Annotated in this window: 11 protein-coding genes; 5 read left to right on the forward strand and 6 right to left on the reverse strand. The window is 70.5% G+C overall.

Features of this window, described 5'->3' with window-relative positions; genetic code table 11:
• Positions 1 to 30: 30 nt before the first annotated feature.
• The gene (locus ACIRCZ_RS08540; RefSeq protein WP_082581579.1) at positions 31 to 1,473 is read left to right on the forward strand and encodes a polysaccharide biosynthesis tyrosine autokinase; all 1,443 of its coding nucleotides are present in this window, start codon (positions 31 to 33) and stop codon (positions 1,471 to 1,473) included.
• 20 nt (positions 1,474 to 1,493) lie between these two features.
• Here the strand turns inward: ACIRCZ_RS08540 and ACIRCZ_RS08545 are convergent, their stop codons facing one another.
• From ACIRCZ_RS08545 to ACIRCZ_RS08565, 5 genes are all read right to left on the reverse strand, one after another.
• Positions 1,494 to 2,618 carry an acyltransferase family protein gene (locus ACIRCZ_RS08545; protein WP_402851843.1) on the reverse strand — a complete coding sequence of 375 codons (1,125 nt, stop codon included), beginning with the start codon at positions 2,616 to 2,618 and terminating at the stop codon, positions 1,494 to 1,496.
• Positions 2,619 to 2,690: 72 nt separating this feature from the next.
• A complete protein-coding gene (locus tag ACIRCZ_RS08550; protein ID WP_055898662.1) occupies positions 2,691 to 3,377 on the reverse strand; it encodes a hypothetical protein in 687 nt (228 codons plus the stop codon).
• Complete coding sequence (locus tag ACIRCZ_RS08555; protein WP_082581578.1) at positions 3,374 to 4,219, reverse strand: CDP-alcohol phosphatidyltransferase family protein; 846 nt, start codon at positions 4,217 to 4,219, stop codon at positions 3,374 to 3,376. Before ACIRCZ_RS08555 ends, ACIRCZ_RS08550 begins: the two co-directional genes overlap by 4 nt.
• Positions 4,219 to 5,439 carry a DUF1972 domain-containing protein gene (locus tag ACIRCZ_RS08560; protein WP_055898659.1) on the reverse strand — a complete coding sequence of 407 codons (1,221 nt, stop codon included), beginning with the start codon at positions 5,437 to 5,439 and terminating at the stop codon, positions 4,219 to 4,221. Before ACIRCZ_RS08560 ends, ACIRCZ_RS08555 begins: the two co-directional genes overlap by 1 nt.
• Before the next feature lie 198 nt (positions 5,440 to 5,637).
• A complete protein-coding gene (locus ACIRCZ_RS08565; protein WP_402851849.1) occupies positions 5,638 to 6,543 on the reverse strand; it encodes a glycosyltransferase family 2 protein in 906 nt (301 codons plus the stop codon).
• Between the two features lie 72 nt (positions 6,544 to 6,615).
• Here ACIRCZ_RS08565 and ACIRCZ_RS08570 point away from each other — a divergent pair, with 72 nt between their 5' ends.
• Entirely contained in the window at positions 6,616 to 7,557 is a 942-nt protein-coding gene (locus tag ACIRCZ_RS08570; protein WP_402851852.1) for a glycosyltransferase family 2 protein, read from the forward strand.
• Positions 7,554 to 8,282, forward strand: coding sequence for a polysaccharide deacetylase family protein (locus ACIRCZ_RS08575; protein WP_402851855.1), 729 nt, complete (start codon positions 7,554 to 7,556; stop codon positions 8,280 to 8,282). The genes ACIRCZ_RS08570 and ACIRCZ_RS08575 overlap by 4 nt, the downstream gene beginning before the upstream one ends.
• On the opposite strand, the gene ACIRCZ_RS08580 is transcribed toward ACIRCZ_RS08575, so the two are convergent.
• Positions 8,279 to 9,343: a glycosyl transferase gene (locus ACIRCZ_RS08580; RefSeq protein ID WP_402851858.1), complete on the reverse strand. Its 1,065-nt coding sequence runs from the start codon at positions 9,341 to 9,343 to the stop codon at positions 8,279 to 8,281. The genes ACIRCZ_RS08575 and ACIRCZ_RS08580 overlap by 4 nt on opposite strands.
• Before the next feature lie 148 nt (positions 9,344 to 9,491).
• On the opposite strand from ACIRCZ_RS08580, the gene ACIRCZ_RS08585 reads away from it, so the two are divergent.
• Positions 9,492 to 10,610, forward strand: coding sequence for a glycosyltransferase family 4 protein (locus tag ACIRCZ_RS08585; protein ID WP_402851861.1), 1,119 nt, complete (start codon positions 9,492 to 9,494; stop codon positions 10,608 to 10,610).
• Complete coding sequence (locus ACIRCZ_RS08590) at positions 10,607 to 11,968, forward strand: oligosaccharide flippase family protein (RefSeq protein WP_055898646.1); 1,362 nt, start codon at positions 10,607 to 10,609, stop codon at positions 11,966 to 11,968. Before ACIRCZ_RS08585 ends, ACIRCZ_RS08590 begins: the two co-directional genes overlap by 4 nt.
• The last annotated feature ends 26 nt before the right edge of the window (positions 11,969 to 11,994 follow it).

Raw genomic sequence — 11,994 nt, forward strand, 5'->3', positions numbered from 1 at the left:
ACAACATCCGACTCCACGGGAGGCCCGACCATGAACACGCACCAGTACCTCACCGCTTTCCGGCGGTTCTGGTACGTGATCCTGATCGCGACCATTGTCGGCGGCGTCGCCGGTTTCGGTCTGTCACAGATCGCGAAGCCGGTGTACACGGCTACCTCCGGCCTCTACTTCTCGCTGAACTTCGGCGGGTCGGCGAGCGACCTCAGCCAGGGCTCGACGTACACCCAGAACCAGATGCTGTCGTTCGCCCAGCTCGCGGAGTCGCCTGTCGTGCTGCAGCCCGTCGTCGACGACCTCGACCTCGATGTGACGGCCAAGGGCCTGGCAGACGCGATCACCGTGAGCACGCCGCAGAACACCGTCATCCTCGAGCTCGCGGTCACCGACCCTGACCCTGCGCAGGCCGCGAAGGTCGCCAACGCGGTCGCCGCCAGCCTCAGCAAGACGGTCGAGCAGATCGCGCCGAAGAACGCGGAGGGCCAGACCACGGTCTCCGTGCGCGTGATCGAGAACGCGAGCGTCCCCAAGGACCCGTCCTCCCCGAACACCCGTCTCAACGTGGTCACCGGGCTCCTCCTCGGCCTGATCGTCGGCGTCCTCTTCCTGGTGCTGAGGGCCACTCTGGACACCCGCGTGCACAGCGCGGAGATCGCGGCCGCCGTGACCCAGGCGCCGCTGCTCGGCTCGATCCAGAAGGAGAAGGGCAAGCATCCACGGCCCGTCCTCGCCGTCGAACCGCTCTCGAACGCGGCGGAGAACTACCGGCAGCTCAGGTCGAACCTGGAGTTCGTCACGCTGGGGTCCGCATCCAGAGGCATCGTCGTCACCTCTTCCATTCCCGCGGAGGGCAAGTCGATGATCGCGACGAACCTCGCCCTCGCGCTCGCGGAGACGGGACAGCGCACCCTGCTCATCGACGCCGACCTCCGCCGCCCGATGGTCGCCTCGTACTCCGGCCTCGTCGGAGACGCCGGCCTCACCTCCGTGCTCGCCGGCCGCGCCGAGTTCTCGGATGTGGTGCAGCGGTGGGGAGAGGGCAGCCTCGACGTGCTCACCTCGGGACCGATCCCGCCCAACCCGAGCGAGCTGCTGTCGTCGCGCGCGATGACGGAACTGCTCGGCAGGCTGATCGCCGACTACGACGTGGTGGTGATCGACACGGCGCCGTTGATCGCGGTGGCTGACGCGGCCATCCTGGCCAGGCAGGTCGGAGGCGCGATCGTGGTGGTCGATCGCACGCACGTGCGCCGCCAGCAGCTCAGCCAGACGATGGACTCCCTCGAGAAGTCGGGCGTCACGGTCCTCGGCGTCGTCCTCAACAGGGTCAGCGCCCAGAAGAACCGCGACGTGTACTACCCGGCCTCCAAGCAGCCCCCGCGCCGCTTCGGCCTGCCGAACCGCGCTGCGGCCGCGCCGAGCCAGGACGACGAGGGCGCCGCCCAGTCGTCGGAGTCCGTTCCGACGCACAAGTAGCCGGCGTCAGCCCTCGGCCGTCACCGCTTTGTGTCCGGCTCGATCGCCGGTGTGCCCCGGTGGTGGGATGCGCTGCCTGCTCGGGGCCGGAGCTTCGGGCGGGCGACGTCCGCCTGGTCGGCCGGGGAGGTCCTCAGGTTCTTGAGCCGGTTGAACGGTCGCTCGACGGCGAACCAGGACACTGCCGCCGCTGCCACGGTGAGCAGGATGGCCGGCGCCTGCCAGTCGGTCACCCCGAGGTCGCGCAGCCACCAGCCGATCGGATAGTTCCAGAGGTACGCGGCGTAGCTGATCGTCCCCAGCCAGACGAGGGGCCGCGACCACGCAGGCATCACGGCGATGTCCTTCCACCACCAGACGACAAGCATGGTGAGCACCGCGATGACCGCGCCCCCGAACAGGTAGACGAACGGATTGCTCTTCGCGTCAGGGAGGAAGGAGAGGCCCACCAGGCCGACCAGCCCGACCACCCCTCCGATGCGCGCCACGACGCCCCTGAGCACCAGCGAGAGCCGATTGCGCCCCAATTGACACGCGGCGCCGACCACCATCGCGATCGTCCAGGTCGACGGCCAGGTATAGATCTTCACCAGTGGTTCTGTGAAGAGGATCGTCGCGCCGAGGACCGCGACGATGGCCGCCGCGGCGATCGTCACGGTCAGCCACTCCTTGCGGAACCGGACGGCCAGGAGGATCAAGATCGGCCAGACGAGGTAGAACTGCTCCTCGTTGGCCAGGGTCCACAGGTGGGACATGTCGTCGGAACCGTGGTTGAGCCCGGGGACGTTCGCCGTGTAGGTGAGCGCCACCTCGACGGTGCGCAGCACCTGAGCACGGTGGCCGCCGAGGTCGAGGAGTCCTTCGACCACGGCGAACCCGGCGAGGGCGAAGACGAGCGCAGGGAGGAGCCGGATTGCCCGGTTCTTGTAGAACCGCAGATACCTGACCCGGCCGTACGTCCGGACGTCGCTGGCGAGCAGCCCGGTGATGAGGTACCCGGACAGTGTGAAGAACGCGACGACGCCGACGATCCCGGCGCCGCCGAAGGTGTCCCCCAGGAATGTCGGAGCATGACCAGCAGAATCGCGAGCCCTCGGAGGGCATCCAGACCCTGGATGCGATTGTGAGGTTTGCTCATGAAGCAAACAGTACGCCCGGTTTCATTCTCGCGGTCCACCCCCTTTCAGGGGGTGAACCGATTCAGGGAGCGCGCCGGCTCAGGGAGCGCCGGTGAACGTGACGAGCTTCGCACCCGCCGCGTCGGCCAGCGTGATCGTGACGGACTTCGCGTCAGCGGGCACGGTGAACACGTACGTGGCCGTCGCCGTGGCGCCGGGCGCGAGCTCGGCGGCGAACGGCTTCGTGGCCTTGTCGCCGTCGACACGGGATGCGGGCGTCGCGTCGTCCCCGTAGTATCCGTTGACCGTGACCGCCGTCAGCGGCACCGACGATCCCGTGCCGTTCGTGAGGGTGAGGGTCGCCTTCACGGCGGGCCCGCTGACCTCTCCCGCGCGGGTCGCCGTCGCCGTGTACGACGCGAACGTCGTGACGGCAGCCGTCAGCCCGGCCGGCGTCTTCGCCTCCTGCTTCGTGCTGACACTCGCGGCGACCTGCTGGCCGTACTTGACCGCGTCCGTTCGCTCGGCGGGCGTCTCGCTCTTCGTGCCGGGCGTCGGCTTCGCGCTGCTTCCGCTGCTCGCAGGGCTGTCGGACGGCGCCGCCTGCTGCGTGGCCACGGGCTGCAGCGCGTTCGGGACGGGGCCTCCGGGTTTCGCGCCGTGGATCCCGGCCACGATGAGCCCTGCCGCCACCGCGGCGACGGCGACGCTGCCGACGACGATGAGCAGGATGCGGTTGCGGACGTGGTGGTCGGGGCCGCGAGGAGCCTCTGTTGCTTCGGTCATGATCGTCCTTCTTCGGTGCTCTGGCGCTGGTCGGTCGCCAGATGGGTGTCGGGGGTGGCCGGGGCGCGCAGCTCCCGGAACCAACTGGCGGCGGCCAGCAGCAGGAAAGCGGTCGTCGCCGCGAAGAGCAGGGTGTACACCACGAGGAACACGGGCAGCGCACCGAGCAGCACGAACGAGAGGCAGAGCACGCCGTAATCCATCGGCAGCACGGCGATGGCGCGCATCCACGATGGTCGTCCCGGCGCATCCGCGGCGATGGACGCGCGCCCGCGCTGACGACGAAGTTGCTCGGTGAGGATCATGCCGAAGAACAGCACGGACGAGACGATCGAGAACGCCACGGGGATCAGCAGCCACCAGGTGGGAACAGAGTCGTGCAGCCAGAAGCCGACGGCGAGCGCCAGCGGCATCGTGACTACTTTGAGCGAGTCGACCATGTGGTCGAGCCATTCGCCCGCCGGGCTGCTGAGCCCGGCGAGCCGGGAGACCTGGCCGTCCGCGCTGTCGAACGCGTAGCCGACGAGCAGCAGCACGGCCGCGGCGATCCCCGACCACCAGGACGGCGGGAGGACGACGAGGATGGCGATGGCAGCGAACGTCCACACCGCGCTGATCGCGGTGACCGCGTTCGGGCTGAGACCGGCGCGGTACGCCCAGGCAGCCAAGTAGCGTCCGATGCGACGGTTGACGTAGCGCGAGTACGCCGGCGCGCTTCTGGCGGCCGGCTTCTGCGCCGCGGCGAGGCGGCGCACGACGTCGAGGTAGCTCTCGCGGGCAGCGGGTGCGCCCGTCGGTGCGCCTGCCGCGGCTCCTGCCGCGCCTGCCGATCCGGTGCTCATCAGCTTGTCCGCTCGGTTGCGACCGGCACGGCGGCCAGTCCGCTCTGCCCGTTCACGCGCTGCCCGAAGAACGGCCGTTTCGGCTTGACCGCCCTGTGTTCCACCAGGTCGGCGCAGAGCGTCTCGTACGCGTCGGCGACCGCGTCCCAGTCGTAATCCTTCGCGCGTTCCCGCGTCGCAGTGCTGCGGGCGGCGTGCTGCTCAACGGCCGCCTCCGCGAATCCGATGGTGCTCGCCAGATCGCTTGCGGCCGTGAAGTAGAGGCCGGCGTCGCCGAGGACCTCGCTGTTGAACGGCACGTCGTACGCGATCGTCGGCGTACCTGCACCGACTGCTCTGAGCAGCGACGGGTTGGTGCCGCCAACGGAGTGGCCGTGCAGGTAGGTGAACGCGGACGAGTAGAGCTGGTCGAGGAGCTCCTGATCCCACACGCCGCCGAGGAACCGCACCCTGTCGTCCGCCAGCGCACGAACCCTGCGGGTGTACTCCTCCGCGTACGGAGCGGAGCCGACGACGACGAGCGGCAGCTTCGCGTCGCTCCTGCGGTAACCGTCGACGATCGTGTCCACGTGGTTCTCCGGCTCGAACCTGGCGACGACCAGGTGGTAGCCGTGCGGCTCGAGGCCGAGCTCGCTGAGTCGGTGGGTGGTGGACGGCACGGTCGGCGCTCCGTATGCGATGAGCCTGGTGCCGACCGCGAACTCGGTCGTGTAGTAGTCGGCGATGCCCTGGGCGTCGGCGATGAGGGCGTCCGACCAGCGCACTGCGGCCGACTCGGCGAAGCGGTAGTACCGCCTGCCCATGGCGCCCCATTTGGCGCGCTGCCACTCCAGGCCGTCCACGTGCGTGGCGACCGGGATGCGGGCTGCGCGCAGCATCGGGAGGTACATCGAGTTCGCCGCGTTGAAGACGATCGCGGCGTCGGTGCGGTGACCGAGCAGGTGGCCGACAGAGAGCCCTGTGTGGCTGAGCGTCTCCAGCGACCTGCGGCGCATGGCGCCCTGGTGCACGAGCGTCATGCCCTTGTACGTTGGGAGTTCCTCCTGCGGCGCGACACCATCCGCGGTCTCGATGCGGCGGCAGTAGACGCGGACGTTGTGGCCGCGGTCGGCGAGCCGGCTTCCGACTTCTTCGACGCAGGTCTCGAACCCGCCGTACCTGGCGGGCACGCCACGCGTACCGACCAGTGCGATGCTGAGTTGCTTTCCCCCTGCGCCCATCGGATTTCCACTCCCCGTCTCTCGGGCCGTGTGTCCGGCCGTCGGTCAGCCGACGTCGGCACGGTCCGCGCTCCGACCGGACCAAGTCGGGACGCACCAGGGTGGAGAGGATCGCTTCAGCGTCGGGTACTGCTGCCCCGCCAGTCTAATCCGAGAAATCCTCACTGAATGCCCCCTCTTTCGGGGGCGCGCGTTTCCCTAGCGTTTCCGCGACGCGCGCAATCCGTCCCGCACTCCGGTGAACGCCGCGCGAACGGGAGCGACGGGATGCGCGAACTGCCGCCGCCCGCCCTGCAGCAGCACCTCCCACGCGATCGGCAGGCTCGCCCGCCTCCACCGGCGCACGGTCGCCGCGTCCAGGTTGCGCGCCGCGAACACCAGCCGGTTGCGGATGTTGAAGTAGTAGTACCCCTCGGACTTCGCCGCACCGGCCGTCTCGAGGCCGTCTCCCTGGGTGCCCCCCTCCGCGTGCACGGCGCTCGCCGCATCCACCACCCGGACGCTCGCCCCCGCTCGCCGCGCCCGATAGGACAGCTCGACATCCTCCCAGTACAGGAAGTAGCCGTCCCCGAAGCCGCCGATCCGCTCCCACAGCTCGGCGGACACCATCAGGCACGCTCCGGACAGCCACTGCTCCAGCCGCGGGTCGTCCGCGACAGCGCGCTTGCGCGTCGCGGTGATGCGCCCGTCGTCGAGGTTCAGGTCGGACCCGTCGAACCACACCGACCCGTCCGGCCTCAGAATGCGCGGGGCCAGCAGCGCGAGCGGCTCGACCGCGACGGCGGCGGACAGCGTCTCGACCGCATCCCGTTCGATGGTCGCATCCGGGTTCAGCAGCAGGAAGCGGGTGGCGCCGTTCGCTGCGGCCGCGTCGACCCCGGCGTTCATCCCGAGACCGAAACCGAGGTTGTCGTCCGGCGTGACGACGACCCAGCCGCGCTCGGCGCCGAGCGCCACGACCGCGGCGCGCTCGGCATCGCCGGAGAAGTTGTCGACCACCACGATGCCAGCCTCCGGCAGCGCGTCGGCGAGCGGCGCGAGATTCGCGCGCAGCAGCCCGGACGAGCCGTAGTTCACGACGACGACCGCCAGCTCTCCGACCATCCGCGGATGCTATCACGCACCCTGCATCCGCCGAGTTGCGCAGCAGCCGCCCCTGGTGGGTAGGTTGTGCATGTGCCGAACCTGACGATCGCGGTGCCCACCTACCATCGCCCAGACGACCTGCGCGAGCTGCTGCCCGCGCTCGTCGCACAGGGCCGCGCCCTCGCGGACGAGGCAGACAGCGACTACACCGTCGAGGTCCTCGCGGTCGACAACGATCCGGACGGCAGCGGGCGGGATGCGGCCGCGCAGGTGGACGGCGTGCGGTACGTCGTCGAGCCGCGCCCCGGTATCGCCGCCGTGCGCAACAGGGCCATCGACGAGGCTGCCGGCTCGCGGTTGCTGGCATTCATCGACGACGACGAGCGACCGCATCCCGGATGGCTGGAGCAACTGGTCCGGGTGTGGGAAGCGTCGGGCGCCTCTGCCGTGTCCGGGCGGGTGGTGGCCGCGTTCGAGCGGCCGCTGGACCCGTGGCTGAAGGCCGGGGACTTCTTCACGCGGCGGTCGCTGCCGACCGGGACGCTCATCGACGTCGCCGCCGCGGGAAATCTGCTGCTCGACCTCGACCAGGTGCGGGCGAGCGGCGTGCGCTTCGCCCTCGACCTCGGACTGAGCGGCGGCGAGGACACCCTGTTCAGCAGGCAGCTGCATCGCGCCGGCTTCCGGATGGTGTGGTGCGACGAGTCCGTGATCACCGACCTCGTGCCTCCCGCCAGGCAGAACAGGCGGTGGGTGCTTCGCCGCGCGTGGAGCCACGGCAACTCCGCGGCCGTGGTGCGCCTCCGGCTGTCCGACGGAACGCTCGGGACGCTCGAGGCCCGCGCCTGGGCGATCGGCGGCGGCGCCGCGCGCGTGGCCGGCGGCGTGCTCCGGGTCGCATTCGGGCTCGTCACCGGCTCGCTGCGCCACCAGGCGCGCGGCTCGCGCGCCGCGTACCGCGGGCTCGGGATGATCTGGGCGGCGTTCGGCGGCGTCTACCAGGAGTACGCACGGACGGAGACGGCAGCGTGACCGCGCTGCGACGGCTGCGCAACAGAGCTGTCACGGCGGTGCGGCGCGCCGGCTCCCCGCTCGGCTCGGTGATGCGGGTGCGCACGGATGCTCCGCTCGTCGCGCTGACCTTCGACGACGGGCCTGTCGACGGCGACACCCAGAAGATCCTCGCAGCGCTCGGCGACGCCGGTGCGACCGCAACGTTCTTCGTGCTGCTCAGCCGGGTGCGCCGCAACCCGACGCTGCTGGCGGAGGTCGTGGCAGCCGGCCACGAGATAGCGCTGCACGGTCAGGATCACCGACGCCTCACCGACCTCCCGCCCGACAGCCTCGGCTCCCGGATGCGCGACGGCCGCGCAGAGCTCGAAGACGCGGCCGGTGTCCCCATCCACTGGTTCCGGCCACCGTACGGCGTCCAGAACCTGCGCGTCTGGCGCGCGACCAGGGCGGCAGGGATGACACCCGTGCTGTGGGGGCCGACGCTCGCCGACTGGCGCACTGCGCCCACCGAGGAGCGGCTGCGGCTCGCTCTGCAGGGCGAACGCGGCGCGATCATCCTCGGGCACGACGGGTTCGCCGACGCGGTCGACGGCGTCGACGACGGCCCGGCGCCGGTGCTCGACAAGGGCGGCCTGGTGGATGCGGTGATCTCCGGCTACGCGGACAAGGGACTGCGCCTGCGTTCGCTCGGCGAGGTCGCCGCGAGCGGGAAGCCGGTGCGCGAGGCGCGCTTCACGCGCTAGCCGCCAGCGCGCGCATGGTGCTCTCGCGCGCGCCTTCGCGCCGCCGTACCTCCGGCGAGCGCGATGGCGAGGCGATACGCCTCCGCGTGCTGCTCCCCCGCCTTCGCCCAGTCGCGGTCGCTCAGGTCCGGTCGGCCGGTCGGCGCCGACGCCGTGACGCTCTCGACCGCCGCGGCCAGCGCATCCGGGGTCAGGTCGCCGGAGTACCTGTGCACCCAGGCGTGCCCCACCTCGTCGGCGAGCGCCTCGGTCGTTGCGTTGTCCGGAACCAGGATGGGCCGGTCGAGCGAGAGCGCGGTGAGCGCGCCTCCCGAGTTGTGCATCTCGCGATACGGGAGGGCGATCAGCGACGACCCTGTGACGAGGTCGACGATCTCGGCGTCGTCGAGGAAGGCGAGCGTCACGGCGACGCGCTGGTCGCGCTCGGCGCGCTGGAGGAGGGAAGCGGCGAGCTCGCCGGTGGACGGCTTGCCCGCGACGTCGAGGCGGAGATCGTCTCCGGGGACGGAGCGGAACACGTCCAGCAGCTCTTCGACCCCCTTATAGCGGCGGATGAGGCCGAAGTAGCCGATCCTGCCCTGCTGCGGGGCGCGCTTCGGGTACGAGGCGAACCAGTCCCGGTAGTGGCCGTGCAGGATCGTGGCGTATTCGACGCCCGGCGCGAACTCCGTGGTGGGGTTCAGCCGGATGCGCAGGGTCGTCCTGCGATCGAACCAGCGCAGCAGGGCGCGCTCGCGGCGGGAGATGCCCGTCGGAAGCTGGAGGTTGTGGGCGGTGCGGACGATCGGCGTCCTGGTGAGCGTGAGCTTCCACATCAGCAGCACGAAGAGCCCCTGGCGGACGAGTGCTTTGAGTCTGCTCTGCCCGGCCACGAGGATCTCGGGCCAGTGTGCGTGGAAGACGTCGTGGCGGCCGAGCAGCGCCCTCCTCCAGGAGAAGGTGCGCAGCTCGACGCCGGGGGTGGAGAGCAGGCTGTCGCGCAGCATGATGATGTACGGGTTCGTGGTCGGCCGCGGGTCGGGGAACGACTGCTGCACGACGATGCGCTCTGCGGCTGTCATGGTGCCACCCAGGATAGGCCCGCGGCGACCTGGCCCCCACAACCGGGGGCATTTGATGAGAAATACTCGTTATTGCTTGATTTTCGCCCTAAGCTCGATGGACAGAGCCAGCGAACCGACCCTCGCGGGCTGAAGGACGTTCGACGAGATGGCCACCGCAACCAGCCTGCAGCACCCCCGCGTGCGGCTCTACGACCAAGTGCGCAGCGTGCACCTGGAGCGTGCGCGCGAGCTCGAACCCGCCGCGATCGTCTTCCGAAGCAAACGATACGACTTCGACGAGAACCTGACCGACGGCCTGGAACTCGCCCAGGCGGGCACGCTCGCCGCCGCCCGCCTCGCACTCACCAGCAGGATCACCCACCTCGAGATCAACGAACCTCTCTACCTGGATGCGCTCCCGCGCACCGCGGTCACCCTCTTCGCCATCGGCCTGCGCCGCGTCGTCGGCGCCCCTCGCGTGACCGTCGCGACGTACGCTATCGAGAACCTCGGCCCGTTCGAGACGACGCCGACGCGATTCAAGACGCGCATCCGCCGCCGCATCGAACGCCTCCTGGCCGAGTATGTCTGGCGCAGAGTCGACAACGCGGTCTTCGGCACGGCGGGTGCGCACGGCCTGTACGCGCAGTCCTTCCGCAACCAGCCGCCGCGGCACTCCACCGTCGAGGCGCTGCCGAGCCCGTGCCCGTGCACCACGGATGCTCCCGGCTCTGCCCGCGACCGGAACAGCGTCGTGTTCCTCGGCAACTTCGGCCCGCGCAAAGGCTTCAGCGACGTGCTCGCCGCCTGGCCGCTCGTGCGGGAGAGCCGGCCGGATGCACGGCTCACGCTCCTGGGCACCGGCAGCCAGCTCGACGACGCGCGGGCAGCAGCAGCGGAGGACCCGTCGATCACCCTCGTCGTCGACCCGCCGCGCTCCGCGATCCACGACCACCTCCGCACCGCCCACGCGCTCGTGCTCCCCTCGCGCAGGATGCCGGGCTGGCGCGAGCAGGTCGGCCTCCCGATCGTCGAGGCGCTCGCGCACGGCTGCGAGATCGTCACGACGGACGAGACCGGCATCGCCGACTGGCTGCGCGAGAAGCGCCACAGGGTGCTGCCGTCGGACGCGAGTCCCGCCCGCATCGCCGGCGCGATCGTCTCCGCCGTCGACGACGGGCGTTCCATCGCCGACATCCTCGCGACGCTGCCCGCCGTCGACGGGCGGATCGCCGCAGGACGGCTCCTCTTCGACGACGCCGCGCATCCGGTGGCCGCCTCATGAGTCACGCACGGGCGGCGCGCGGCGGGATGCTCAGATCGGTCGGGTCGACGGCCGTCATGAAGGTGCTCGTCATGGGCGTCTCCGGCATCATCGGCATCGTCAACAGCCGGCTCATCATCCAGAACTTCGGCACGGACGCGTACGCGCAGTACGGCCTGCTGGCGGCGCTGCCCGCCCTGCTGCCGTTCGCCGACCTCGGCATCGCCGCGGTGGCCATCAACGCCGTCGCCGGCTCGTCCGAGCCGCGCAGCGACCCGGTGGTTCGGCGCACGCTGACGACGGCGTTCCGCATCCTGCTGCTGTCCGGCGCGACGATCATCGGCATCGGCATCGTGATCTCTCTGCTCGGTTGGTGGCCGCTGCTGCTCGGCCAGGGGCTGCTCCCCGACGGCGGAAGCCTGGCCGCGATGCTCTGCCTCGGCACGTTCGGGCTGGTGCTCCCGCTGAGCGTCGGGTCGCGCATCCTGGTCGGGCTCGGGAAGACGAGCACGCAGGTGGCGAGCCAGGCGGTCGTCGCGCCTGCGATGTTCCTCGGCATCGCCACACTGGTCGCCCTGTCGGCGCCCGCCGGCAGCTTCATCGCGATCCTGTCGTACATCGCCAACGGCCTCGCCTCGCTGATCTGCTTGCTCGTGGCCGCCCGCATGATCAAGCCGCAGGTGGGCGCCGCGCTGCGCGAGGTGCCGTTCCCCCGCCGCTACCCCGGCGTCCCCGCGATCGGGGTGGCCTGGCCGATGCTCGTGCAGATGGTGGCGCTGCCCATCGCGATGCAGACTGACCGGCTGCTGCTCAGCCACCTGACCACGGGCACAGAGCTCGCCCAGTACAACCTCGCATCCCAGTTGTTCGGCCTGGCGGTGCAGACGATCGCCGCGGCGGGCGTAGCCCTCTGGCCGATCTACGCGCGCGCCCGCTCGGAGCGCCGGGTGGAGTCCCCGCTGAAACCGACGATCTGGTTCCTCGCCGGCGGCCTGGCGATCGGCCTGGCGCTGGCGATCCTGTCACCGTGGCTGACGAAGTTCATCGCGGGCAACGCCCTCACCCTCGACCCGTGGCTGATCGGCGGCTTCGTGGTGTTCGTGGCGCTGCAGGCGGCGAAATACCCGGTCGGGATGTACATGACCGACCAGCGCGGCCTCACCTTCCAGGTCTGGCCGATCCTCGCCAGCATCCCCCTCAACCTCGGGCTCTCCTGGTGGCTGATCGGCGTGATCGGCGCGGGCGGCCCGATCATCGGCTCGGCGGTCAGCGTGCTGCTCTGCCAGGTCATCCCGAACCTCTGGTTCGTCTCCCGCGACCTCCGCCGCCGCCGCGCGGAGCTCGCCGCCGACCCCGACCCGGCACCCGCGACGCTGTAGCGCCGGACCACGCAAACGAGCGCGAG

Origin of the sequence: Leifsonia sp. NPDC102414 (assembly GCF_044765685.1) — a bacterium.
GTDB lineage: Bacteria > Actinomycetota > Actinomycetes > Actinomycetales > Microbacteriaceae > Leifsonia.